Below are 26,472 nucleotides of genomic sequence, written 5' to 3'. Positions count from 1 at the left end.
TTCCTAAGGCTAGAAATGCGTTCTTAGTCTGTTTTGAACTTCTTGAGACCCAACTTAATTTCCCCACTGAGTCTATCTAGCATCTCAGTCTGCTCACCTACATGAAGCGCATTCTGCGTAACCTCTTGAGTAGTAGTATTGATGTTCTCTACTTTTTCACTTACATCAGATGCTACCGCGTTTTGCTCCTCGGTTGCCGTTGCGACTTGCGCATTCATATCAGCAATTATCGTAATGTTTTCCAAAATATCAGCTAACGCTTCAAGCGCTTTGTCTGACTCTTCCAACGTACCTGACAAACGATCACTCGTTTTGTTCATCTGCTCGCCGGCTTGCATGGATGCTGTTTGTAACTCTCGAATAATTTCTTCAATTTCTTCTGTAGAATTTTGAGTGCGTTGAGCAAGTCCCCGAACCTCATCAGCGACGACAGCAAAGCCTCGACCTTGTTCACCCGCTCTCGCGGCCTCAATCGCTGCGTTCAACGCTAGAAGATTGGTTTGTTCGGCTATCTCTTTAATCACTTCTAGTACAGTATTGATATGAGCGCTTTTTTCTCTCAGCTCACCAATCGTCAATGACGTTTGCTCTATCTGTACACCGAGTTCCTTGACATCAGACACTGTTTTGCTCACGACGTCACTTCCTGACTTCGCCAAGCTGCTGCATTGAGCCGTTTTTTCAGAAGTTTGCACCGCGTTGCCAGAGACCTCCTCTGTCGCACTGCTCATTTCGCTGAGCGCCGTTGCTACTTGCTCTACATCAGCAGACTGGCGCTGCATCGATTGAGCGTTGACATGTGCACTTTGTTTAATGTCGCTTGAACACTCCACCAGAGCATCCGTAGATGTCACGATATTTTGAACGAGTGATTGCAGATTGGCGACAAAACTATCGAAGCTTGTCGCCAGTCGACCAATCTCATCATTTGTTGTGATATTGAGTCGCTTAGTCAAATCACCACCACCTTGGGCGATCTCATGAAGCGCCAGCGCGACCTTCTCGACCGGTTTCACAACAAACTGTGATAAGACTATCCAACTCGTTGCAAGAAGTGAAACGAGTAACGCGCCACCTAATATCAGCAATACCATCCTTAATGCCTGCAATAAGGTTTCATTCGCGTCTAGGCGGTACTCTATCTCCAAAGAACCGACCTTCTTATCTCCTCCCCAGAAAACATCCACAGTTTGAAGTTCAAGCACAGTTTTTGAATCCGATTCTTCAGAGCTGGCCGTCGCCAATGCTTTACTTCGGTGATCAGAAACTTGAATACTTTGGACATGTGGAAACGCTACAAAAGAATCGATAATGTTGGTGATGAGAGCCTGATCATACGCAAAAACTGGCTCTTGAAGTACGATACTTAACGTCTGGTTAGTGTCCTTTATGTCACTTTGTAACGACTTATCTAAATAGCCCTTCGCGATATAGTATGTCGCTATAAATGCTACTGTCATGACGACCAGTGTGACCAGTGACAATAGTGTCATCGACTTTTGTTTAATAGAGTTCATCATTCTTCCCTGTGATTATTACAATTTAGAAACGTCAAGCCAGAATTCTTTTCGGTCAAAATGAGTCTTCTCGTGCATGTATGGATTAGGAATACGAAATACAGTTCTTTCTCTTAAGTTAGCTTTTGCTAACACTTCCTTAATCATTGGGTGGTTGAAGAAAAGAACATCAAAGCTACCATCTTGAATTGCCATCTCGAATCCATTATAAATATAGTCATGCAGCGTTTGATTGTTGGGGCTGACAAAAAAGTACATGGCGAACGGATAAACCAACATGACATTTTTGTCGATGGTTAGGTTTAACTCTGGACGAGAGTCAACTTCACTCCAAGGCTCATGTACTGCTCTCGGGAAATAGTCAAACCGTCCACCTTCTAACATAGGGAATAGATTGGCGTATTTAATGGTAGTAATCGTTGGTATCTGTGCAGCTTTTAATACTTTTGTATCACCCCAAAAAGTGCCTTGTCCCGCATCAAAAGCCTTAAGCTGACTCAACGTTTGAATAGAAGCAAACCTTGCTTGGTCTTCTTGACGAATGATAAAGATTCGATGCCCCAGCAGCCCTTTTAAGATAGGGATTCGCACGGTGAGCATTTTTTCTTCCTTATCAGGCGCAGCGCCGGCCCACATAACATCAATATTCCCGGCAATTACCTCCTCCATTAAGCGCGCTTCATTATACTCTTCAGTGGCGGTGGTGAACTGAACATCAGGACGAGTTTTACTGAGTGCCAACTTGAGTATATCGAAGACAATCTCCTCTTTAAGGCCTTCTACTTTTCGAACAGTTACTGTATCGGCGTGAGCTAAGGGACTCAGTGATACACTGATCACCAATATGAATAGAAACGATAATTTCTCAATCATGATGACATTCCATTGTCTAACTAAGTTTATAAAACTGTAACATACTACTAAGGTAGTATATATTGACAGTTTTATTACAAAGACATTTTTTTGTGATAAGTAGTAGGTTGAAACGGGTGAGGCAGATTCTGCCTCACCAACGAGTCTAACTTCAGGAGCATAGGGGGTTATGCTTTTATAAGTTGACTCATATCTTCACGAACTTGAGGAACCGTTAGGCCCACAATAATTTGGAAGCTTTCTTTGTTGCGCACCACGTTCACTGCTCCATGCGAGGTAAAAAACGCGTTGTCTTTGACCAAATTTGCGTCTTTGACCTTAACTCGCAGTCGAGTAGCACAGTTGGTCAAAAGCTCGATGTTCTCTTTTCCGCCCAGACCTTCGATAAAGTTACTCGCCTGCGATGTCTCCGAACCTTGGGCAACTGGTTGTTTGCCTTCTTTGTAGTCGGCTTTTGAATACAATTTGTTTTCAGCGCCTTCACGTCCAGGAGTCAAAATGTTGTACTTCAAGATGAGTGTACGGAAAGTAACAAAGTAAATCGCCGTGAAAATCAAACCGACTAAAATTTGCAGCGCATACGTTCCTGCATGATTACCCGCAAGTGGTAACCAGTTCTGGAAAACAAAATCAATCAAACCTGTCTGAAAGTTACCTGATACACCAAGCATAAAAGCGATGGTTGCCATTGTTGCAGACAGGACAGCATGCAATGCGAATAATGCCGGAGCAATAAACAGGAAGGTAAACTCAATTGGCTCAGTTATCCCTGTCAGGATAGCGGTAATCGCGGCGCCTAACATTAAGCCCATTACCATCTTTTTGTTTTCTTGTTTCGCTACCGAATACAGTGCTAATGCAATGCCAGTACAGCCAAACACTTTACCCATACCTGTTAGCATGAGTCCGCCTTGTGGAAACTGACTCGTCAAGCTTTCAGGACTTTGAGCAAAGCTCTGCATGTTCTCAATCCAATAGGCGACCGTACCACCATCAACAGCGACTGGACCATAAAACACCGGGCCATACACAAAGTGATGCAAACCAGCCGGAATCATAATGCGTTCAAGGAAAGTAAACAGCCATACCCCCAGTGAGCCCGCATCAACTAGGAATGACTGTAGGTTATTGATTCCATGCTGAATACTTGGCCAGATAAAACAAGTGACAACAGCCATCGCAATCATTATTGGAAAACTGATAATCACCACTAGTGGTGTACCTGCAAAGACAGCGGCCCAATCAGGGAGTTTTCTGTCAAAAAATCGGTTGTGTACCCAAACAGAAATACTCGCGATTAAAATAGCACCGAGTAAATTGGTGTCTAATGTGAGAATACCACCCACTTCAGTCAATCCGCGTTCTCCTGCTGCGTAGTTCACTCCGAGATTTGGTCCCCAGAATTGAAGAATGCCGCCAATAACGTAATTGAAAGTGATATAAGAGACTAGAGTAGCCAAAACCGCTCGGCCAGAGGCTTTGTTTGCCAAAGCTATCGGTAAGCCTACCGCAAAAATTAACGCCATATTCTTAAAAACAGCCAATGAGGCTTGAAGAATTATGGTAGAAACTTTTACCCAGGCACTGCCTTCTTGCGCCCAGGGAAATACGTCCTGATTAAGTAGTACGACAGACAAACCAAGCAACATACCTGCTGCGGGGAATAAGAGTACGGGGACAAACATCGCTGCCCCAAAACGTTGGATAATATCTTTCATGTCAACCTCTTGTTGCGACTAGGAGCCCATTCATTGAGCTCCAGTCATCCATGTGTTATTGAAAAAATTGTGGAAGGTAGGCTTTATTTTCTTCTAGTAATTGTTCTGTGATGGCTTTTGCTTTGGGTACATTGACCACAGTTCGATTCAGCGTTAGCGCATTAATCAGTTTCTGTTTGTTTCCTTCATACCAGGCATCAACGACCAACTTTTCATATCCAAGCTGGCTCTCAATCATCGCTTTTTGAAAGGTAGGTATTGCACCGACACTAAATACTTTTGGTCCTTGATTACTCAATGCCGCAGGCACCTCAACCATTGCGTCTGCTTGCAGGTTTGAGATTGCACCATTGTTCGGGATAATCACTAAGTAAACATCATTAAGGTTATAGGCAAGCGATGAGGCAACTCGAACCATGTAGCGACCATGAATGTCAGCATGCAACGTCTCATGTGCCGTTGTACCCGCATCGATAATACGTTGATTCAACTCAAATACACGTTTCTCTCGTCCGTTAATCACCTGACGCGCGCGTGTATTATTGATGTCTTCTTTCGCGACCATTTTTTCAGGATAGAGATAATATTGAAGGTAAGTGTTGGGTAGATACTCTGGATTATCCTCAAGCATCACCTGCATATTTTTAAATGTCGCCTGCCAAGATGGATCATCAGCAATCTCAGAATCGACCGCACTAATCCCCTGCTCTAAGATGATTTTTTTGATTCGTCCAGTTAAGTCTTCGCCTTGTTTATTGCGAATTTTGGTGAACCAACCATAGTGATTGAGACCAAAATACTCAGGAACAAAGTCCCATATCTCACAGCCAAGCAATTGCGCATAGCTGACCATGATCGCAGCAGGCATATCACAAATATTGAGGATTTTCTTATCGTGGGGAAACTCGCGATTTAGGGCTTCAGCTACGATTGCAGCAGGGTTCGTATAATTTAGAATCCAAGCATCGGGGCAATACTGACGAATATCGTTAACCAGTTCAATCATGTCGCCTATTGAGCGTAATCCGTAAGCCATACCACCCGCTCCACAGGTTTCTTGACCAACGCAAGAGTTTGAAAGTGGAATTTGCTCATCGCGCTCACGCATCGCCAGCCCACCGGTACGAATCTGAATGAAGAAGAAGTCAGAGTCGCTAAAAGCGATGGATTTATCCGTGGTGTAGATAAACTCTTCGACCTCTGGATACTGCTCACGCAACAAAATTTCAGTTGCTAACGCGTTTGACTGTTGTCGCTCAGCATCGATATCGTAGAACACCACTTTCTTAAGGGGAAAGTTTTCTTTCTCAGCAATCAAGCTGTTCATCATTCCAAGTGTGTAAGTGCTACCGGCACCGACAATAGTAAGATTTTGGCGTTTCATTGAAAGACCTCTAGTAAAATGACTTTAGTTGTTAGGTTTGTCTTAAGTATTAATACTTTTAAGATACTTTTAAAGTTATTAATTGTACAAAGAGATCGTTGGTCACAGAATTTGTCTCATTAAAGACTTAAATTTATCCCGCGGTCACAGAATCCTGATAAGATACACGGATAACTGAGAGGTGCTATGAAACCAAAATATATCGAAATCGCCGAGTATCTTGAGAATCAAATTAAGCAAGGTATTTTGACACCTAAGTCAATGCTACCTAAAGAGAGTGTTCTGCAAGAGCAGTTTTCAGTAAGTCGAGTGACTATTAGGAAAAGCTTACAAATATTAGTCGATAATGGACTTATCTCTCGCTCGCGTGGGAGCGGCACTTATATCAATGACCTCAAAGCGCGGCATGACGCGCTGCACCTATTAGGCTTCATTGAAGAGGTGAGTCGACAAGGAAAAACACCGAGCTCTAGAGTGGTAAAGTTTGAACTGAAAAAGCCGACGTCAATCGTAGCAGACAGGCTGAAGCTTGAAGTTGAGGATGATACTTTTGAGATACATAGACTTCGGTTAATTAATGACGAACCAGAAATATATGAAATCACTCATATGCCCGCCAGCCTTTTCCCGGACCTTAGTATGGCCGTGATGTGTGGATCTAAATATGACTATATCGAAGCTGAGAAGGGACTGACTATTTCCAAAAGCAGGCAATCAGTCAAACCCTACTTACTTGACAAAGATATGGCAAATCATCTTAACGAGAAGGTCAATTCAGCCATTTTGAAAGTCGAGTCAACAGGCTACCTCAAGTGCGGAACGCCTTTTGAGTACACTATCAACTATTTTAGACTAAACCAGTATAGTTTTGACTTTACATCGACACGCGATAAATAAGTAAACCGTACCAACGTTGACTGCAGTCTGAACCTCATATACAGGTTGTCTAGCGTGGGACATCATGTTTCAAGTCAGTTTCATTAATTCATTTTTAAAGGACTCCAATTTTGCTAAGGAAACTTCTAGGATTAAGCCCAAAACTAGAATCAGACGGTTCATACTCACCGTCAAAGATTGCTTTGAAACTTGCCACTAGCGATAAAACAGATTTTAGGCAAATTGATTCCAGTCGGGTTCGCGGGACCAAGAAAAAGGTTTTAGTCTTAATGACTGAACAAAAAAACATGAGGATGCAAAATGGGAAGCTGTTTTCAACAGGTAATCATCCGGTTGAGACTCTAGTCCCTATGTTGCATCTTAGTAGGGCTGGCTATGAGCTAGAAATTGCAACCCCTAACGGAAACGCCGCCGTCATGGAAATGTGGGCGTTTCCACAGAAAGATGAGAGTGTAAGCTCAATTTATACTGAACATAGAGGGCAGTTCGAAACCCCATCTAACTTGAATGAACTTGTGGTCAACGGCCTAAACCCGGAAATCTACGCAGCTATTTTTATTCCTGGAGGCCATGGCGCAATGTTAGGCCTACCTGAAGATCAATCGGTGGGAAACCTTCTTCACTGGGCATATAACAATAATGTATTCACAATTTCGATATGTCATGGCCCCGCAGCATTCTTGTCAACTAAGCAAACTAACACTGAGTTTTTATATCGTGGTTACAGAATGGCTGTTTTTCCTGACTCGGTCGATTCTCAAGCCCCTATAATTGGTTACTTGCCAGGTAAAGTACCTTGGAAGTTGAGCCAAACGTTACAAGAACTCGGTGTTGTTTTGGCTAATTCTAAGGCTGACAATACAGTTTGCTGTGACCGATTGTTAATTACAGGAGCCAGCCCTTTAGCGGCGGATGCGCTAGGGAAGCTAGCTGTAGAAAAGTTAACTTCACAGAAGGTATAGGTAAAGATTCCATAATTGCCGGTAGAGAGACTTTGATACTCAAAGACCTCGCAACTCTCACTTAACACAACTCAGTATACCGGCCGCTGGAGCAGTATTTCATTTTACGCACCACAGCTCGCCTTGGCGCATTTTGGCCATTCAGAATAGAGTGGCCCAATGAAAGAAGACTTACAGCGCCAACTCCAATATCTAGGTATGCGCCTACTAACAGAACATAGAGACCTAAACGACTTCCATGGTGAAAGTAAAAGCAATTAGCGGCACGCATCCTCGTTCAAGTTCAGCTCAAGCACGAGCTCTCTGGGCAACTTTTATCAGGTGCGTACGAAGTAGCAACAAAGGCCAATTTACTGACCTTGTCTGTCGAAAAGTCTTTTAGAGTACTTCCGGCCGGATAGGCTGCGGCATACACGCCTGTATCTTTGGCACCTAGGTCTAATGCGAGTGGGAGAATTTTTCTGGGCTTCATGGTTCGTTATACTTGATTAGTTTGAACACACTATAACTTTTCAAATGCCAAGAGTAATAGAGCCAAGTCAAGTATCCTGAAAACCAACCCAACATGACCACGAACAAAAAAACTAACTCGAAGTACGGTCGATTCTCCGTTTTGAATGAAGGCCGGTATCAAAAACCGTTTAACTTCCGGAGGACAAATAAGATTGCAAATCTTCTGCTTACGGAGCTTTTTTCTATCATGCCTACCAGAAGCCAAGCTGGACAATAAAGTTTGTCTTGACAATAAAATAAGCCTCGCATTGGCGAGGCTTGATGATGTTTATTTGTAGTATTGGTGACGCCTTTTCGAATTATGCTTCCAACACTTAGCAACGTCATATACGTATGCTGGGTAATCGTCCCACGGATTAGCAAGTGATCTTCCTCTAGCTGCTCGCAGCTTGATGGGATATTCACGACACTCGACTTTGTGGAGGAAATAGTAACTCTTCTCCTGCTTGGTTGAGAAATGCTTGTGAGTTCCACTACGTACTCTAGGATACACATCCCATAGATAATCCCCTTTCGCTTTGGCATGAGTTCGGTACTGTTGCTTTAGTTTTTTCATTTACCCTCCAGGTTTACATTACCTAGAAGGGGTCCTCTGCAAAGTAGTTCATTCGTCCACCATGATGTGCTCTTTACCTAAGTCTAGCAAATTCTAGTCAGGGCCTAAAATCTTTACCAAGGCTTATCAAGCAAATCATGCTTCTTAAAACACTTCGGGGCAAAGGTAATTTACGAAACAACCTGTTTAGCAATTGTGCAAGACCCTATTGCATAATTGGTTAATAGAGTTTGTCCAACAGCCTGTTGGACAATATGGAAACAAGCTGTCGCCAATAATAGTTTTCATGATGGCTTCATACGTTTCTAAACATGCCTTGGACCATAAACTAGTTCAAGCTCAGGTTGCTTTGTGGTCATTTAGGTATAGACTAGGTGCTATCAATGATAGCGGGACTTTTTAGTACATTGATGTCTACTCTGAACAGTCGCAGGCCGCGCCGCGATAACCAAAGACCTCCGTATTTTCAATAGCCCTGCTCTCTTCCGCTCATAGAATATTGAACGCAGGTAGATCGTCATAGAGCCACTTTAAGTGGCTCTTGTCGTATCTAGGTATTAGAAAAGCAGAGATTCTTACGTTCAAATTTGCCACGTCCATATACAGTTCGTGACAAGCAATGAGCCATTTTTGATTTTGACTGCTACGTTAGAAGGCTAACTCAAAGCATCGAGTCGACGAGTTTTTTTACTGCGCCCCTGCTCCAGGTCTTTCCTTCAATTGAAGGGATACCTAATTGATTCAATTTATTGGCAATCTGCTGGAAGTAGAGCCCCTTTTGATACAAAGCATACACAAGCTCCTTTAAGCTGTTGTCAGGACAATTGTCGTCGTTGTTAGCAACTGTACGCACACCACTTATCAAAGCCACATCCTCTGGTGTGCACACCTTCGGTGTAGGGTGACTTGAGGCGTGAACTCTATCCCAACACGCTGCCTTTACCCACTGTGAAAACGTCATATTTTCTGGTTTAACTTGGTCAATCGCGTGCAGGAGCTCGTGGTCGAACCGAATATTCTTTTTGGCGGATTTTCTATTGGTATTGCTATTTAGGACAACAACGACAGTTTCCATGGGCGCACACCTTTTAGTTAGTCATGGAAAGAGTTGTGCGCACATTATGAAATTTATGTGCGCACAGCCTTCTAGTGGAGGATAGTTTTGATGGAAAGATCAATTCGTGTCTCTAACGCCGACAAAATCCATACAGAGTCTCTAGCACTTCGATTGTTAAGACACTGGTGAAGAACGCTGAGGACACCACTGGTAACATAGGATATAAACAAATGTTCTCGTTCAGATAGCAGGGGAGCTAGGTTAGTTCGCTCCTTGATGAGGCAATAGATATCATCATGGAATTTATCGATATCCCCATGATTTAGCTTTTCGAATTTGATACCTTGAATTACGTCAAAACAAAGGCTTGCACAGTGGATGGCAAGTGGAGAGTAGTTCATATCTGCGCTCCATTACTCAAAAACTTTGCAAACGCACTGCCGTCTTTACGCGTGAGGTTGGGAACATACCGAGAGTACACTCGAAACAGCATCGTAGTGGTGGTGTGACCCATTTGATTCGCGATCCACTCTGGAGATTCACCTGCCGCCAAAAGTAACGTTGCGAAGGTATGACGGGTTTGATACGGATTACGTCGTTTTAACCCTGCTCTTTCGATAGCCGGATACCAAACGGTACGAGCAACTACAGCGTAATTGAGGTGACGACTTTGAGCATTAGTAAACACATATTTCAGTTTTTTATCGGCGCTAAGACAATGCTTTTCAAGGGCTTCCACCACTCTATCTGTAAGCTGAATCACACGATATGAACCGTCGGTTTTTAGCCCTTTCAACCGGCCACGCACAATACTTTGACTAACCGTGATGGTTTTGTTCTCCAGATCCACACCGTCCCACATCAATCCATCAACTTCACCTGTTCTCATACCGGTAAAAAAGCGAGTAACGTAGTAGGCGTAATACTCCTCATCGACATACTTAAGGAACCGCTCCACTTCATCTAATGAAAATGGGTCAACTTCAGTGCGGCCTACTTTTAAGGCTTTGATATTCTTCCAGGCTGGGGTAAAGTCATAACGATCAGCGGCTTCATTAAGAATCATCCTAAGCGGCGTCATTATGTGATTTATCCGTGATGGACTTAAGAACTGCGAATTTCGTCCCGGTACTTTGGCGAGGAACGAGCGAAATTGCATGATTTGAGCCTTATTGATGGCGCTGATCCTTTTGTTACCGAACGTCGGTAGTAGGTATTTATTCAAGACGCCCTCAACGTCCACTAGGTGGCTGTGACTCCATTCGACTTTCATCTCGGCTAGCCATGTCTTGGCAAACTCTTTGAATAGTGGTGAATCAGGAGCATCAAAGTACTTCTCCGATTGTCTTTGTCTTTCCTTCACGGTTTCAAACTTAGCTGCGTTTTTACTACTCGGAAAATACTTCGAATAATCAAAGCGATCAGTCACTATTTCTGCCTCGATCACCTTCAGCAACTTCGCCGCACGGCGCCTGTTTACAGCATTATCAGCCAATTTCGTATACTCTCTACAACGTTGTCCTTTGTATCGAAAATCAAAGAACAACAGACCTTGTCTTACGTTAACGCTCCCCATATCAAGCCCCTCTTTATTTCAGTAACATCGTCTCTACGCACACACCGTTAAGCATTTCTTCTTCGATGCGTTCCCAAATGAACAGAATTTTCCGTCCACCAAATGGTCGAATATAGTGAACCCCCTCAAACAACACGTTATCTTTGAGTTGTTCACGAATTACACGTGCGTCATACTTGATGACAGAAGAAAGCTCTTCCGTCGTTAGATAGGTATATGCCATAATCATTTCCTGTCTTATTCGCTACATTTTGTAGCTCTAGAGAAACATTAAGACACAAAAGACTACCTGTCAACACCATTTTGTGTCTTTAGGGTAACATTTTAGGTCTTAAAAGAATGATAAAGTGCCATCTTTCCACTCTACTGGGTGCTCGAAAACTCAAAATTTCTGACGTTGTTAGGGACACAGGAATCAACCGCAGTACTGTTAACCGCCTATTTCATGAAACAAACAATCGTGTAGATTTCGATACGCTGGAAAAATTGTGTATCTACTTGGAGTGCAGTGTGGGTGAGTTGTTAGAATTGGTTCCAGATGATAACGACTAGTTTCGAATTAACTTGGGTAATAGTGGGCTGACAACTAGGCCATTTAGGATCAGTTAACACCATCTCTACTTGGAAAGTACGATGGTCTAGATTTGGTCTCAAAATGGTCTCAGTACAAGGAAATTGGTTTTTAAATCTTTAGTGACAGCTTTAGGTTGAAGAGTTATAGCTGTGCTAATGCTTTGATAGGATTAATGTTTTTAGGTTTTACTGAAGGTAAGAGAATTGGAGCGTACTGCGGGAATCGAACCCGCATCATCAGCTTGGAAGGCTGAGGTAATAGCCATTATACGAAGTACGCTATGTCTTGAAGACAGGGCTAATATGCCACATCTGACTGAAAAGAAAAGTCTTTTATTGTCCTATTTGGTTCGACTGCTGAAGTTATCACCATTTTGTTGATTAAGTGCTGCTTTTCGCACCAATTGGCTCGTCAATCTTAAATTTCTGAGCCGTAACACAATTCTTTCCAGCCACTTTAGATTGATACATTAGCTTATCCGCATCGGAAAGAGAAATTGCCGTCGAAGTTTTAGGATAATAAGCACACCCTATACTGACTGTCACCTTGCGCGCTATGTCTTCGCGTAAGCCAATGGTTCTGACCTGATCACAAATCATCTCGGCCAACTCCACCACATCAGCAAAACCCTCATCATTGACGACGACCGCGAACTCTTCACCGCCAATTCGTCCGATAAGATGCGGTTCAGACAATACACTTTTTGCCGCCTCGGCTACCTCTCGAATCACTCTATCGCCGACTTGATGACCATATTCATCATTAACCCGTTTAAAATCGTCAATATCAAAGATCATTATTGCAATTGAACCAGGGTTATTGAGCCGACGCTCAAACTCTAAAACAAAATGGCGACGATTGCTTAAACTGGTGAGCTGATCGGTTTCGGATAGTTTTTTGAGCTCTTGGTTGGCTTGTTTTAACGCTTTGGTACGAGCTTTCACCGTTGCATTGAGCATAACAATATAACCCACAACCACGACAACGATGACCAAGATCGATAATGGTAATAAATAGTCAGGATAAACAGTGTTGATATACATCCAGCGGTTTAAGATTTGTTTCTTCTCTGCATTGGTCAATGCTGCAAGGCCAGACGTTATTTGCTCTAGCAATTGATTGTTGCCCTGCACAACTGCAGGTCGAAGTTCACCGGAATAGAGATGACGCACGCCAACAAAACGATGAGCTTGTTCACCACTACTGAGTAAGTAAAAGTTAGCAACTTGGAGATCGGCAACAAATGCATCCAATTCACCATTAAACGCCGCCTCAATCATCTGATTATTATTGGAAAAGCTGAGCAAGTTCAAATTTGGGTAATGCAGCTGTGTAAATGCTTGTTCGTAGCCACCCGCAACAACCCCGACTTGGTATTGATGGCCACCTAGCAGAAACTGGTCAAGGTTGGTTGCGATAAGATCTTGGCTAATGAACATATGAGTGTCGATATTCATTAATGCCGGGGCATAATCGAGGTAAGCATCACGCTCTTCCGACCACAATAAACCTGCGTGAATGTCTGCTCTGCCATCTTTCAACGCATCCAGTGACGCCTGCCAATCTAAGAGAAGAAACTCAATGTTAACATTGTTCTTTTTTCCATAGGCCTTCCAGTAATCGATTAAGATACCATCAGGCTCGCCGTCACTATTGATGAAAGAGAAGGGTTTCCACGCTTTTGAATTCGCGATAGTAAGGCTATTTGCCGATGAAGTATCGGCAAAGGTGTTAAAAGACAACAGCAGCAAAGCTAAAAGCAACCGATACACAAATGTTCCTAATTACTAGCTCAGAATACACCTACTCTGAGTAAAAAGTCAGTAGAATACATTATGTATAGATTAAGTTCGTGTTGCTAGCTGAAACCGACAAACAATTATGAGACTTAAATCAATTATTAATATAAGCCGCTGACTTATTTGGTTTTAAATTGCGCCATTTCATTATTCAACTCACCGACCTGGCCCTGAACCTGGTTTGATATTTGTGCCGATTCCTGCGATATTTTGGCCACATCATCAACCGACGCGATGACTTGGTTCATCAACCCTTGAATTTCGTCAGTAGCATTCGACTGTTGCTGAGCAGAACTGAGTAATTCTTGCATTTGTTGGCTCAGGCGTTCGATCTGTTCGGTGGTGGCACTTAATGTTCCGTGAGCGTGTTGAGTATGATCCGCCCCTTCTTGTGCAAGCACTTTACTGCTATCAATCTCACTGACAACTGCCGCGGTCGATGATTGGATCGCATTAACAATGTTATTGATTTCTGACGTTGATTCCGTGGTACGAGTTGCCAGTAACCTTACCTCATCGGCGACCACTGCAAACCCTCGCCCGTACTCTCCTGCTCGAGCCGCTTCGATAGCCGCATTAAGTGCGAGTAAGTTTGTCTGCCCTGCAAGATTTTCAATCACTTCGGTAACGCGGCCAATCGCTTCACTCTCTTTACTCAGTTCATTCACTTGCACGCTGGCTTTTTCAATCGTTGCATGCAATAGATCCACGGTGGTTTTGTTGTGTTCAAGGGCTTTAGAACCTTGCTCAATGTGCGCCTTAGATTCAGCCAAACTAGCCGAAGATTGTTCGGCTTGAAGTGCGGTTTCACTGGCGGAGTGACTCACTTCAGCGACTTGTTGTCCAACAAGATCAATCGTGGATTTTTGGCTCTCCACTTGTGAAACCGTCTGATGACTCGCGTCTTGTAGCGATGACATACTACTGCCGACCTTTCTGGCTTTATCACTCACACCTTTAACAATATTGGCCAACTCATTATTCATTTTGTTAATAGATCGGGTCAAACTTGCTAGCTCGTCACTGCCACCGAGTTCTAATGCTGGCTGTGAAATATCACCATTGGCAATCGACTCGGCACGTTGAGAAATAGTGGCTACGCGTCTACCAATGTTTTTACCCATAAAATGAGCCACGCTAAAAGAGACACCAACCACCACTGCAATTGATGCGATAAGTAGTGTGAGTACCTCGGCCACTGATTGGAATATCCCCTGACCACTTTGATCGGCGCGCTGTTGCTGCTGATTAATCACAGTTTCAAGATTCGCGTTTATTGTTTCAACGGCTGGCACAAGTTGATTAGCCATTTTTTGGTTCGCTATATTCCAACCATTTGAACGACGTAGCGCGACTACTTGCTCTGCCAAAGGGAAGTAAAGTTGCTGCATATCTTTAAATAACGACCATAAACTTTGATCACTGCTCGACATCAGCTCGATTTTTGACTCAATTTCACGCACCGATTTGTTGTGCGAGTCTAAGAAATCTTGGTACTTGTCCAGATGGTCTTGTCTACCGTATAAAAGGAAATCTCGCATAGAAGAAAGCGCATTAGCCAAAGAGGTATAACTGTCAGCATAAAGGCGAAATAAGCGCTTACGCTCCCCCCCTTCTTTATTACCAGCTTCATCGTTAATAAGGCCTTGCAACTGATCCAGTGCCACCTCTGCGATTGGTGCTGCTTCATTAATAAACAAAGAGTGTGCTGGGAGATTTTCATCACTATGGCTAAGCAGAGTAATTTCGTCGATTGATTGAGTCACCGCGGCCCAATCAGTGGTCACTTGTTGATATTGCTCCGGATCAATCAAATTCTCTAATGGAGGTAGAGCTCCCTCAACATGGTCTATTGCTTGCTGTAGGTTGGCTTGATGGAACGCGCTAGTTGCTTCATCTCCACCCAGCAACATGTATGCTCTTAGTGAAGACACCGTGGCGTGAATTGATTGTTGTATCGTACGTGCCGCATCAACCGTTGGCAGATCTCGGCTCAGTAACGACTGTGTCTGGCTTTCGACGCTAGCAACACTGCGATAAATGAAAAAAGCGGATGCGATAAAAAGTACTGCAAGTGACAGAAAACTCAGCTGTAACTTCCCTGATATCGTGAGTTTCATCCTTCAACTCCTATTATATAGTCAGTCGACACTATAGCTTCTTGCCGCTCATTGTTAAATATATGTAGTCCAAATAGTTAAACTTTCGTTTGAGTTAGTCCAAAAACAAAAAAATACCCGTGAAACCCGTAACGATTAATGTTTGTTTGCCGCTAGTCGATATTGGCGAAAACACAAGGTTTGGCCATCACTTCATCAGATAGAACTTGATTATCAACTGCTAATACACATGAATTCATCATGTCACGCTGCTCATTATCTACTCAGAGAGTTTTATATATAAGAGCCAATACCAAGATATCCGACCAAATCACTAATGTTCAACTTACCAATAAAACCAGTTAATTAGCAAAAACTAGATAATAAGTTCAAATTATGCCATTAAAGTTAGCAAAAATTAGAATTGTTCGCTGGATCATGTTTTCGGTCAAAGATGTTGCGGATGTATTAATAAAATGAATAATAACCAAAGTTACAAAAATGTAACAAAACACAGCATCATATAAATATTATTCATATAAACACCTATTCACAGGCAGGAAAAGCATGACAAAGCGTATATCGCTTGCTTTATTGGCAAGTTTGTTTGCAGGTAGCGCTGCAGCATCCAATTTGGATGAAAAAATCAACGAAGTCGTTGCACCTATCGTTAACCCTTTTGTAGGAATGATCTTCTCGACTATTCCTTTCCCTTTTACTGACGTACAGGTGCCGTGGATTGTTCTTTGGTTGGTGGTTGCCGCCTCTTTCTTTACAGTCTATTTGGGTTTCATCAACGTGCGTGGTTTTAAACACGCAGTTCAACTGGTTTCAGGCAAGTTTTCTGATCCAAAAGAAAAAGCAGAAGGTGAGGTTTCACACTTTCAAGCGCTCACTACCGCTCTTTCAGGTACCGTTGGCTTAGGTAACATTGCTGGCGTAGCGGTTGCTGTTTCCATTGGTGGCGCTGGCGCGACGTTCTGGATGATCCTAGCGGGTTTGCTTGGCATGTCGAGCAAGTTTGTTGAGTGTGCACTTGGTGTTAAATACCGTAACACTAACCCAGACGGCTCTGTATCAGGTGGTCCAATGTACTACCTAAGCAAAGGTCTAGCTAAGCGTGGTAACGCAGCGTTTGGTCGTACACTTGCGGTCATATTCTCTGTATTTGCCATTGGTGGATCTCTTGGCGGCGGCAACATGTTCCAAGCGAACCAAGCGTTCAAGCAAGTTGTCGGTGTGACGGGTGGTGATGCGTCTTTCTTGGCTGATAAAGGTTGGTTGTTTGGACTGATTCTCGCTGTGATTGTTGGTATTGTGATCATCGGTGGTATTAAATCTATCGCGAAAGTCACTGAGAAAGTGGTTCCATTTATGGCCACTATCTACGTCGGTGCTGCGCTGATCATCATCCTAATGAACTTCGACCGTATCGATGATGCTTTCTACGCTATCTTTAACGGTGCATTCACTGGTGAAGGTATTGCGGGTGGTGTTATTGGTGTTCTTATCCAAGGTTTCAAACGAGCGGCGTTCTCGAACGAAGCGGGTGTTGGTTCTGCGGCAATTGCTCACGCAGCCGTTAAAACCAAAGAACCGATGTCAGAAGGTTTTGTCTCACTTCTAGAACCGTTTATCGATACTGTAGTTATCTGTACGATGACAGCACTGGTTATCATCATTACTGGTTATCTTGATACAGACACAGGCCTTGCAGGTGTTGAACTCACTTCAGCAGCCTTCGGTAGTGCGATCAGCTGGTTCCCATATGTTCTTGCCATCGCCGTTGTCCTATTTGCTTTCTCTACTATGATCTCTTGGTCTTACTACGGCTTAAAGGCATGGACTTACCTATTCGGTGAAAGCAAAATCGCTGAGCTTATCTTCAAAGTTAAATTCTGTATCTTTGTAGTCATTGGCGCGGCAATGAATCTTGGCCCTGTGATTGACTTCTCTGATGCGATGATCTTTGCAATGGCTCTGGTTAACATTGTTGGTCTTTACATCCTAGTGCCAGAAGTTAAACGTGATTTAGCGGATTACCTTGAACGCTTCAATGCTGGTAAAGTTTACAAAGTTCAACAGCAAGACAAGCAGAAGCTTGCTGAACAGGCAGAGTAATCACCGTTTAAGCAGATTTAATCCTACAGCAGGCCTCGGCCTGCTGTTTCTTTAATTCCAATCATTTATTGTCAGATTTATCCAACCGCTGTCACACCACGTATTATTTCATTATTCACAGCCCGGCCAGTACATGCTTCTAGTTTTAGCCCTAGAGCACGTTAAATAGTGACACCTTTCACTAATTTCCCTCAGTGTGTAAGCTTAACTTTACTGATCAATACACTATCGAATTGCGCAAGTTTTAACATTTTGGTTACACTTAACTCTAACGGCGTACTACAACATTGTTCTCTGCATTGTGAACACTTTCTAGCGTATTAATGCAAGCGTGAGTCACTGGTTAGCAGGTTATGTTTAGAACACGACCAAGAAGTATCAACGAATAATATCTACCTTGACTCGTCAAGACCGCAACATGGTTATCGGGTCATCGTTTGCTGCTCAACGTGCGATCCATTTTGAGTAGCAGTGAGGAGATAGCGATGAATGTTCAGACACTTCCCATGCATCGATTCATTGATCACCACGGTGTATCAATAAATCAACTACCCGCTTGGGCCGATATTGCCACCTTAACCACCTTCTATAAGGACATGGTTCTTACTCGAACCTACGACAACAAAGCGGTCGCACTACAACGCACAGGCAAACTAGGTACCTACCCTTCACATCTTGGGGCAGAGGCATTTGGCGTTGGTCTTGGCCATGCGATGCATCCGAGAGATGTGTTTATCCCCTACTACCGTGACATGCCCGCAATGTGGGTGCGCGGTATCGCGATGGAGAAAAATCTTCAATATTGGGGAGGCGATGAGCGAGGCAGCGATTTTTATATTGAGCCAAGCGATGGGGGGGTTACAGAACATTGCCGCGACCTTCCCTTCTGTGTGCCTATTGCGACTCAATGTACTCACGCAGTCGGTGTTGCCGCGGCGCTAAAAATTGAAGGACATCATCACGCGGCTGTCGTGACTTGCGGAGACGGTGCGACTTCTAAAGGTGACTTTCTTGAGAGTATCAACTGCGCTGGGGCTTGGAATCTGCCACTGGTATTCGCTGTTAACAACAATCAATGGGCGATTTCTGTCCCACGAGCATTGCAGTGTGCGGCTGATTTCTTGTCCGAAAAAGCCAAAGGTGCTGGCATCAAGGGGATTACCGTCGATGGCAACGACATTGTCGCCATGCATGATACGGTGTTGGCAGCACTTGACCGAGCACGTAAAGGCAAGGGCCCAACTCTAATCGAGGCTGTGAGCTACCGTTTAAGCGATCATACCACTGCCGACGATGCTAGCCGTTATCGTAGCGATGAGGAACTCAACCAAGCGTGGCAGTTCGAACCGATTAAACGCTTACGACTCTATCTTGAAGCGCAACACGCTTGGGACAATACTCAGGAAGAGCAATGGCAAATAACATGCAAGCAACACGTTGAACGAGTGGTCGAAAACTACATCAATCTAGCACCACAAGCCCCCGAATCAGCGTTTGATTACCTCTACGAGCACACGCCTGCTGAACTCAACCCACAACGCGATGCACTAATTAATAAAGCAATGCGCATGCAAGGAGGCAAACATGGCTGAATTAACGCTGGTTGAAGCGGTCAACCTTGCCTTGCATCATGAAATGAATCGCGATGAGAGTGTGGTACTCCTTGGCGAAGATGTCGGTGATAACGGCGGTGTCTTTCGTGCAACTGTGGGACTGAAAGAAAAGTTTGGCTTGCGCCGCGTTATTGACTCACCTTTGGCAGAAGCGCTAATTGGCGGTGTTGCTATCGGCATGGCGAGTCAGGGGTTACGTCCAATCGCCGAGTTTCAATTCCAAGGCTTTGTTTTCCCTGCAATGGAGCATCTAATCTGTCACGCAGCGCGAATACGTAATCGAACACGCGGACGCTTAACCTGCCCAGCAGTATTCCGCGCGCCTTTTGGTGGCGGTATCCATGCGCCCGAACACCATTCAGAAAGTGTTGAAGCTTTATTCGCTCATACTCCCGGCTTTAGAGTGGTCATTCCCTCTTCGCCACAACGTGCGTATGGATTGCTGTTAGCATCGATCCGGTGCAATGACCCAGTGATGTTTTTCGAACCCAAACGCATCTACCGAACCGTCAAATCGGAAGTCATTGATAGTGGCGAAGCGCTCCCTCTTGATCGCTGTTTTACGCTTCGTAAAGGACGAGATGTGACATTAGTGACTTGGGGAGCGTGTGTGGTTGAGTCTCTGCAAGCGGCGCAAACCCTCTCATCACAAGGCATTGAGCTCGAGGTTATCGATTTAGCCTCAATTAAACCCATCGACATGGACACTATTTTGCGCTCACTGGAACGAACCGGACGTCTCTTAGTCGTGCATGAAGCGAGTCGAACCTGTGGCGTTGGCGCTGAGCTTTTAGCTCGGGTTGCAGAACAAGCAATGTGTTTACTCAAAGCGCCACCGAAACGGGTCACCGGGATGGACACCATCATGCCGTACTACCGGAACGAAGATTACTTCATGATTGATGAACAAGACATTGTGCTGGCGGCACGCGAGCTCGTGGAGGGCTGGAAATGAAAGCATTCTTATTGCCAGATCTCGGTGAAGGATTAGCTGAGTCGGAGATCATTGAGTGGCACATTAAGGTTGGCGACAGCGTTGAAGTTGACCAAGTAGTATTAACGGTTGAAACAGCAAAAGCCGTAGTCGAAGTACCGGCTCCCCATTCAGGGGTCGTCATTAGCCGACATGGTGAAGCGGGTGATGTGATTAATATTGGCACTTTGCTGCTAGAAATCGAAGAACAACCTGAACGGGTAGCGGACGCTGCGAAAAAATCACATCAACACGATGCCGCAACCGTGGTGGGCAATGTATCTCATACCACTCATCATGTGGATGTCGATAACTTTTGGGTTGGTGGCTCTCATAACTCATCCTCAACTCAAGCCGTCTCCGCACTGCCCTCGGCACGTCTGCTGGCCAAAAAACTCGGCGTTGATGTTAACCAAGTTAATGGTTCAGGCAATCAGGGCATGGTGACTGAAGAAGATATTTATCGTCAAGCAAGAAAACAAAGCCCAGGTACTGAGGTGCTTAAAGGAGCGAGACGAACGATGGTCTCGACTATGTCCGAGTCGCACAGCAGCGTTGCCGCCGTCACGATAACTGAAGAGGCAAGTCTGGGTGATTGGCACGACAATGAAGATGTTTCAGCGCGTTTAGTCAAAGCCGTATTACACGCTTGTCAGCAAGAGCCTGCAATGAACGCTTGGTTTGATGCAGAGACCATGACTCGCTGCGTGCACAGTAAGGTCAATATTGGTATCGCAGTCGATAGTAGCCACGGCTTGTATGTACCAGTACTTAAGAATGCCGAACAATACAATGGTGAGCAAATACGACACTGGCTTGATGAGACAGTACAAGGTATTCGCAATCGTCGTATTGGCCGAGAAAGCCTGCAAAATGCCACCATCACGCTATCGAGTTTTGGTGCAATCGCGGGTATTTTTGCGACGCCAGTGGTCTCCCCACCGCAAGTCGCTATTGTTGGTGCGGGGCGCATTATTGAGCGAGTCGTCATCCAACAAGGTCAAGCGATTGCCGTCAAAGTAATGCCATTATCGATCACCTTCGATCACCGAGCTTGCACTGGCGGTGAAGCGGCCCGTTTTACCAAGCGATTAGTCGAACACTTGCAGCAACCCAGCGGTTAATCACTTATCTCATCCAATCAAAAGCGCACCACCTAGGTGCGCTTACTTTTGCCAACTGGCTTGATTACACCTTGTCGATAAGCTCTGGTAAAATCTCAAATAAATCGCCCACCAATCCATAATCAGCAATCTCAAAAATGGGCGCATCAGGGTCACTGTTAATCGCGACTATTACTTTCGAATCTTTCATCCCGGCGACATGCTGAATCGCTCCCGAGATGCCGACTGCAATATAAAGCTGAGGTGCGACAATTTTCCCTGTTTGTCCAACTTGCAGATCATTACTGACAAAACCGGCATCAACCGCCGCACGTGAAGCGCCAATTGCAGCGCCCAATTTATCGGCCAATGTTTCTAACATCGCAAAGTTCTCTTTACTTCCAACCCCGCGTCCGCCTGAAATCACCACCTGCGCTTGTGTTAGGTCTGGGCGCTCAAGATCCACCTGCTCACGCTTAATGAGTTGCGTCAGTTGTGGCCGATAGTCGAGATCGAGTGCCACCACCTCTGCGCGAGCCTCATCGGCAGGGGAGGCTTTGTCAAAAGCGGTCGCACGAATCGTCATCAAAACCAAGCTATCTTGGGTTTTCACCCGTGCAAGCGCATTACCTGCATAAATAGGTCGAATGACGGTATCAGCACTTTCAATGGTGACAATATCAGACAACATATCCACATCGAGCAGGGCTGCAAACCTTGGCATGACGTCTTTACCATAGCTAGTTGCAGGAGTAACAACATGAGTGTAATTTTTTGCTAGCGCTTGCAAGACCATGGCATGATTTTCCGCAAGACCGTCTTGATAGATGGGTCTGTCGACCATCAGCACTCTGTCGACATCGGCACAATGACTTAAGCTCTGACCGACTTGTTGACATTGACTACCAATCACCAACATGTCGATATGACCGCCAGCTAACTGTCGTAATTGTAACGCCGCAGTCAACGCAGAATAAGTGTCGGCGTGTACATTTTGATTATTATGCTGAGCAAGCACTAGTATATTCAAATGACTCATCACTTTCCCCTTACTCTATGACTTTGGCTTGATTTTTAAGCTTATCAATCAGCTCAGCAACGTTATTAACTCGAACACCAGCGCTGCGGCTTGCCGGCACCACGACTTCGAGCACTTGATGATGGCTGGTTAACTCAACGCCCAACGAATCCGCAGCCACGACCTCTAAAGGTTTGCGCTTCGCTTTCATTATATTGGGCAATGAGGCGTAACGCGGTTCATTCAGGCGTAAGTCGGTACTGACCACAGCGGGCAAATTCAGTTGTAACGTTTCAAGGCCACCATCGACCTCTCGCGTGACCAATGCTTTATCGCCCTCAATTTCAAGCTTTGACGCACACGTCGCTTGGGACCAACTCGCGATCCCTGCGAGCATCTGCGCAACTTGATTGTTGTCGTTATCAATTGACTGTTTACCCATTAATACCAAATCGGGTCGCTCTTGACGGACAATCGCATTGAGCAACTTGGCAGTCATTAATGGCGAGTAAGTCTGGACAACGTCAACATGAATCGCTCTGTCTGCACCGAGCGCCAGTGCGTTACGTAACTGTTCTTGGCAACTTACGCCACCAATCGAAACCACCACCACCTCTTTACACACACCTGATTCTTTTAAACGTACCGCTTCTTCTACCGCAATTTCACAAAATGGATTGATTGCCATTTTTACATTGTCTTGTTCAACACCACTTCCATCGGGCTTGACTCGAATTTTGGTGTAAGGATCGATAACGCGCTTGATCGCAACGAGTACTTTCATTATCTGCTCCATCTAACCGTTGATAGTTTGAGCTTAGTAAAGTTTACGTTTACGTCAACTGTAACTATATTTATCTCATAGGCGATAACAACAAAGGTTTAGTAGGATGGAACGAGAGAGCATGGACTTCGACGTAGTGATCGTCGGAGCTGGCCCTGCCGGGCTAACAGCCGCTTGCCGACTTGCGCAACTTGGGGTAGACAATCAACGGCCAATATCAATTTGCATCGTCGAGAAAGGGGCTGAAGTTGGCGCACATATCCTCTCTGGCGCGGTGTTTGAGACTACCGCACTCGACGAGCTTTTCCCCGATTGGCGTGAGCGTGGAGCCCCAATCAATACACCCGTTAGCTCCGAGCAACTGCTCTACCTCACTACCCCACAACGCCACGTGCAAGTTCCCGAACTATTGACACCGTTAGCCATGCGCAATCAACAAGACCAATACGTGATCAGCCTGAGTAAACTGTGCCGCTGGTTGGCAGAGCAAGCAGAAAGTCTTGGCGTTGACATTTTTCCCGGCTTTCCAGCCAAAGAGATCTGCTTTGATAAAAACGGTCAAGTATGCGGGGTTATCACTGCCGATATGGGACTTGATAAAGACGGCCAAGCGAAATCGACTTTTCAACCGGGTATTAAGCTCAATGCAAAGCAGACGATTTTTGCCGAGGGCGCACGTGGACATTTAGGCAAACAAATTATTAGTCGTTTTCAGCTTGATGCAGATAGCCAACCACAGCATTACGCTTTAGGCATCAAGGAAATTTGGCAACTCAGCAAAGACGACCCGCGCTTTCAACCCGGACTTGTCGTCCACACCACAGGTTGGCCATTATCGGAATCATCAACCACAGGCGGTGGTTTTCTCTATCATCTCGAAGATAACTTAATTGCGGTTGGCCTGATCACCGATCTCAACTACACCAACCCGTATCTGAGCCCATTTGATGAATTTCAACGCCTTAAACATCACCCCAAATTCGCCGAACAGTTAACGGGGGCCGAACGCATCGCCTACGGTGCCAGAGCGCTCGCCAAAGGCGGCCTTTTTTCTCTGCCCAAACAGCAGTTCCCAGGCGGACTATTGATTGGCTGTGACGCGGGCACTCTCAATGCAGCGAAAATAAAAGGTTGTCACACAGCCATGAAATCTGGCCTTTTGGCCGCAGAATCTGTATTTAACGCACTATTAAACAGTAAAAACCAAGCCAATTATCAACACTTGTTTGAGCGCTCTTGGCTCTATAGTGAACTCAATCAACAACGTAACTTTCCGGGGGCCATCCACAAATACGGATCTTTGATTGGCGGGGCACTGGCACTGCTTGAACAAAATATTTGGCAGCGCTTAACCGCCGGTACATCGAGTTGGGATATTAAAGATACCCAACCAGACTATGTGGCTTTGTATGAACAAACTCGCTGTAAACCGATTCACTACGATAAACCTGATGGCGTATTAAGTTTCGATAAGCCTTCGTCAATGTATCTCTCTGCTACTTTCCATGAGGAGAACCAACCGTGTCACTTACAGGTAACCGATTTAAACATCGCCCTAGCGCAACATATGACACTATTTAACGAACCAAGTCAGCGTTATTGCCCCGCCGGGGTGTATGAAGTGATCGACGCACAAGGCAAACAAAAACTGCAGATCAATTCGGCCAATTGTCTGCACTGTAAAGCGTGTGACATCAAAGACCCTTCGCAAAACATTACTTGGACACCGCCAGAAAGTGGCGGGCCTAATTACCAGAATATGTAACTTATAACGCGCACTCAGGGTGAATTTAACAGCACAACATAAGACGTTTTTACTTTGTTGGAGTTAAGTTATCCGGCTTGGCTCTTTTGCCGAATTGTTGCTAATTTTCGTCTTAATCGATCACTTTATTAACATCTCAAAATAAATCCATCATTGATTTAAAAAGAGATTCCAATCACATTTTATTCGGTTATAATTCGCGCCACTGCGATTTATGTTGATAAACGCAAACTTAATTTGAAGAAATCGACAGCTAACCGAACCTCGCTAACGAGGGAAAATGAGAGTAATAATGAGCAAGATTGATAAAGCAATGCGAATCCTACTAGCAGGATTTTGTATCAACCTTTGTCTTGGCATCCTGTATGCTTGGAGTGTATTTAACAAAGCGTTAGTCACAGAGTCTGGCTGGAGTGCCGCTGAAGCATCGGCTCCTTATGCAACCGCAACGATCACCTTTTCTATCTGCCTTCTTGTTGCGGGCATCTTGCAAGATCGCATGGGTCCACGTCTGATTCTGATCTTAGGTACTGTACTTACCGGCCTTGGCATGATCGCGTCTGGTTTTGTTAACTCACCGCTTATGCTCAACATCACCTTTGGCGTGATCACCGGTGCAGGTATCGGTTTTGGTTACGCTTGCCTATCACCTTCAGCCATGAAATGGTTCCATGCGTCGAAAAAAGGCATGGTTAACGGCATCATCGCAGCAGGTTTTGGTCTTGCGGCTATTTATCTGGCGCCAGTGACTTCCGCTTTGATTGACAGCATGGGTATCCAAACTAGCTTCTTAGTTCTTGGTATCGGTATCCTTGCTATTGCGGTTCCTTTAGCCGCCACTATTAATAATCCACCAGCGGATTACACCCCTGCTGAGCCTAAACTCAAACAAGGGCAAGCTCCTAAAGTGGTTAAAAAGTCTGATGACCTAACTTGGAAAGCAATGCTAAAAACGCCGCAGTTTTATTCACTGTGGATCATGTATGCATTCGCGGCATCGGTTGGTCTAATGATCATCGGCAATATCACCACTATCGCCAGCGTTCAAGCAAACCTACCCAATGCGGTTTACCTTGCGTCTATCTTAGCAGTATTTAATTCAGGTGGCCGTGTTGCTGCTGGCATGTTGGCTGATAAAATTGGCGGCGTGCGTACTCTACTGCTCGCATTCGTGCTACAAGGCGTAAACATGGTTCTGTTCGCGACATTCAATACAGAGTTCACGCTTATCATCGGTACTGCTATTGCGGCTGTTGGTTACGGAACGCTTCTCGCCGTATTCCCTACTCTAACCGCAGAATTCTACGGTCTTAAAAACTACGGGACTAACTACGGCGTGCTCTACACTGCATGGGGTATCGGTGGTGCCATCGGCGCAGCTGTAGTTGGCTTCTCAATGACTAGCGGCGAAGGTTATGCACTCGCTTATACCGTTTCCGCGGTTATGATGGCGGTGTGTATTGTTCTTGCCGTGATTACTAAGCCGATGACTGAAGCTAAGATTGCGCAACTAAAAACCGCTTAATTAATTGATTTTGAAATAGAAAGGCTTAACCTTAAGGTTAAGCCT

Annotated in this window: 20 protein-coding genes and 1 tRNA gene; 9 read left to right on the top strand and 12 right to left on the bottom strand. The window is 44.8% G+C overall.

Translation table 11 applies throughout. The annotated features are described in order from the left end of the window. Nucleotides 1-23: 23 nt before the first annotated feature. The 4 genes from ViNHUV68_RS17625 to ViNHUV68_RS17610 all read right to left on the bottom strand — a co-directional run bounded on the left by ViNHUV68_RS17625 (nucleotide 24) and on the right by ViNHUV68_RS17610 (nucleotide 5,492). Nucleotides 24-1,520: a methyl-accepting chemotaxis protein gene (locus tag ViNHUV68_RS17625; RefSeq protein WP_391091834.1), complete on the bottom strand. Its 1,497-nt coding sequence runs from the start codon at nucleotides 1,518-1,520 to the stop codon at nucleotides 24-26. A gap of 15 nt (nucleotides 1,521-1,535) precedes the next feature. Next, nucleotides 1,536-2,390, bottom strand: coding sequence for a diguanylate cyclase (locus ViNHUV68_RS17620; protein WP_391091833.1), 855 nt, complete (start codon nucleotides 2,388-2,390; stop codon nucleotides 1,536-1,538). Between the two features lie 167 nt (nucleotides 2,391-2,557). Next, nucleotides 2,558-4,108 (bottom strand): alpha-glucoside-specific PTS transporter subunit IIBC, encoded by a 1,551-nt coding sequence (locus ViNHUV68_RS17615; protein WP_391091832.1) that lies wholly within the window; start codon nucleotides 4,106-4,108, stop codon nucleotides 2,558-2,560. Nucleotides 4,109-4,163: 55 nt separating this feature from the next. Next, entirely contained in the window at nucleotides 4,164-5,492 is a 1,329-nt protein-coding gene (locus ViNHUV68_RS17610) for a 6-phospho-alpha-glucosidase (RefSeq protein WP_391091831.1), read from the bottom strand. 186 nt (nucleotides 5,493-5,678) lie between these two features. On the opposite strand from ViNHUV68_RS17610, the gene ViNHUV68_RS17605 reads away from it, so the two are divergent. Both ViNHUV68_RS17605 and ViNHUV68_RS17600 read left to right on the top strand, forming a co-directional pair. After that, the gene (locus ViNHUV68_RS17605; protein ID WP_391091830.1) at nucleotides 5,679-6,389 is read left to right on the top strand and encodes a UTRA domain-containing protein; all 711 of its coding nucleotides are present in this window, start codon (nucleotides 5,679-5,681) and stop codon (nucleotides 6,387-6,389) included. A gap of 110 nt (nucleotides 6,390-6,499) precedes the next feature. Further along, nucleotides 6,500-7,351: a DJ-1/PfpI family protein gene (locus ViNHUV68_RS17600; protein WP_391091829.1), complete on the top strand. Its 852-nt coding sequence runs from the start codon at nucleotides 6,500-6,502 to the stop codon at nucleotides 7,349-7,351. Nucleotides 7,352-9,081: 1,730 nt separating this feature from the next. On the opposite strand, the gene ViNHUV68_RS17595 is transcribed toward ViNHUV68_RS17600, so the two are convergent. From ViNHUV68_RS17595 to ViNHUV68_RS17585, 3 genes are all read right to left on the bottom strand, one after another. Beyond that, complete coding sequence (locus ViNHUV68_RS17595) at nucleotides 9,082-9,495, bottom strand: YlcI/YnfO family protein (protein WP_391091827.1); 414 nt, start codon at nucleotides 9,493-9,495, stop codon at nucleotides 9,082-9,084. Between the two features lie 379 nt (nucleotides 9,496-9,874). Beyond that, nucleotides 9,875-11,053 (bottom strand): Arm DNA-binding domain-containing protein, encoded by a 1,179-nt coding sequence (locus ViNHUV68_RS17590; RefSeq protein ID WP_391091826.1) that lies wholly within the window; start codon nucleotides 11,051-11,053, stop codon nucleotides 9,875-9,877. 13 nt (nucleotides 11,054-11,066) lie between these two features. Then, nucleotides 11,067-11,276: a hypothetical protein gene (locus ViNHUV68_RS17585; protein WP_391091824.1), complete on the bottom strand. Its 210-nt coding sequence runs from the start codon at nucleotides 11,274-11,276 to the stop codon at nucleotides 11,067-11,069. A 116-nt stretch (nucleotides 11,277-11,392) separates the two neighbouring features. On the opposite strand from ViNHUV68_RS17585, the gene ViNHUV68_RS17580 reads away from it, so the two are divergent. Further along, nucleotides 11,393-11,605, top strand: a complete 213-nt coding sequence (locus ViNHUV68_RS17580) for a helix-turn-helix domain-containing protein (RefSeq protein ID WP_391091823.1) — start codon at nucleotides 11,393-11,395, stop codon at nucleotides 11,603-11,605. A gap of 226 nt (nucleotides 11,606-11,831) precedes the next feature. Here the strand turns inward: ViNHUV68_RS17580 and ViNHUV68_RS17575 are convergent. The 3 genes from ViNHUV68_RS17575 to ViNHUV68_RS17565 all read right to left on the bottom strand — a co-directional run bounded on the left by ViNHUV68_RS17575 (nucleotide 11,832) and on the right by ViNHUV68_RS17565 (nucleotide 15,546). Next, nucleotides 11,832-11,906, bottom strand: a tRNA-Gly gene (locus ViNHUV68_RS17575). A 101-nt stretch (nucleotides 11,907-12,007) separates the two neighbouring features. Further along, a complete protein-coding gene (locus tag ViNHUV68_RS17570) occupies nucleotides 12,008-13,399 on the bottom strand; it encodes a diguanylate cyclase domain-containing protein (RefSeq protein ID WP_391091822.1) in 1,392 nt (463 codons plus the stop codon). Between the two features lie 146 nt (nucleotides 13,400-13,545). Further along, complete coding sequence (locus ViNHUV68_RS17565; RefSeq protein WP_391091821.1) at nucleotides 13,546-15,546, bottom strand: methyl-accepting chemotaxis protein; 2,001 nt, start codon at nucleotides 15,544-15,546, stop codon at nucleotides 13,546-13,548. A gap of 546 nt (nucleotides 15,547-16,092) precedes the next feature. Here ViNHUV68_RS17565 and ViNHUV68_RS17560 point away from each other — a divergent pair. The 4 genes from ViNHUV68_RS17560 (at nucleotide 16,093) to ViNHUV68_RS17545 (ending at nucleotide 21,356) form a co-directional block, all read left to right on the top strand. After that, nucleotides 16,093-17,646, top strand: coding sequence for a sodium:alanine symporter family protein (locus ViNHUV68_RS17560; RefSeq protein WP_038177272.1), 1,554 nt, complete (start codon nucleotides 16,093-16,095; stop codon nucleotides 17,644-17,646). A gap of 485 nt (nucleotides 17,647-18,131) precedes the next feature. Beyond that, nucleotides 18,132-19,238: a pyruvate dehydrogenase (acetyl-transferring) E1 component subunit alpha gene (pdhA, locus tag ViNHUV68_RS17555; protein ID WP_038177274.1), complete on the top strand. Its 1,107-nt coding sequence runs from the start codon at nucleotides 18,132-18,134 to the stop codon at nucleotides 19,236-19,238. Further along, nucleotides 19,231-20,214 carry a transketolase C-terminal domain-containing protein gene (locus tag ViNHUV68_RS17550; RefSeq protein ID WP_391091820.1) on the top strand — a complete coding sequence of 328 codons (984 nt, stop codon included), beginning with the start codon at nucleotides 19,231-19,233 and terminating at the stop codon, nucleotides 20,212-20,214. The genes pdhA and ViNHUV68_RS17550 overlap by 8 nt, the downstream gene beginning before the upstream one ends. After that, entirely contained in the window at nucleotides 20,211-21,356 is a 1,146-nt protein-coding gene (locus tag ViNHUV68_RS17545; protein WP_391091819.1) for a 2-oxo acid dehydrogenase subunit E2, read from the top strand. Before ViNHUV68_RS17550 ends, ViNHUV68_RS17545 begins: the two co-directional genes overlap by 4 nt. A 64-nt stretch (nucleotides 21,357-21,420) precedes the next feature. On the opposite strand, the gene ViNHUV68_RS17540 is transcribed toward ViNHUV68_RS17545, so the two are convergent. Together ViNHUV68_RS17540 and ViNHUV68_RS17535 are read right to left on the bottom strand one after the other, a co-directional pair. Continuing rightward, a complete protein-coding gene (locus ViNHUV68_RS17540) occupies nucleotides 21,421-22,374 on the bottom strand; it encodes an FAD-binding protein (protein WP_391091818.1) in 954 nt (317 codons plus the stop codon). 10 nt (nucleotides 22,375-22,384) lie between these two features. After that, on the bottom strand, nucleotides 22,385-23,137 hold the full coding sequence (locus ViNHUV68_RS17535; protein WP_391091817.1) for an electron transfer flavoprotein subunit beta/FixA family protein: 753 nt from the start codon (nucleotides 23,135-23,137) through the stop codon (nucleotides 22,385-22,387). A 106-nt stretch (nucleotides 23,138-23,243) separates the two neighbouring features. Here ViNHUV68_RS17535 and ViNHUV68_RS17530 point away from each other — a divergent pair, with 106 nt between their 5' ends. Continuing rightward, nucleotides 23,244-24,902: a 4Fe-4S dicluster domain-containing protein gene (locus tag ViNHUV68_RS17530; RefSeq protein WP_391091816.1), complete on the top strand. Its 1,659-nt coding sequence runs from the start codon at nucleotides 23,244-23,246 to the stop codon at nucleotides 24,900-24,902. A 292-nt stretch (nucleotides 24,903-25,194) separates the two neighbouring features. Continuing rightward, nucleotides 25,195-26,427 (top strand): OFA family MFS transporter, encoded by a 1,233-nt coding sequence (locus tag ViNHUV68_RS17525; protein ID WP_038177282.1) that lies wholly within the window; start codon nucleotides 25,195-25,197, stop codon nucleotides 26,425-26,427. The last annotated feature ends 45 nt before the right edge of the window (nucleotides 26,428-26,472 follow it).

This window comes from Vibrio sp. NH-UV-68, from assembly GCF_042940635.1.
GTDB lineage: Bacteria > Pseudomonadota > Gammaproteobacteria > Enterobacterales > Vibrionaceae > Vibrio > Vibrio pacinii.
The sequence above is the reverse complement of the archived record's forward strand: the minus strand, read 5'-3'. Positions and strand labels throughout refer to the sequence as shown.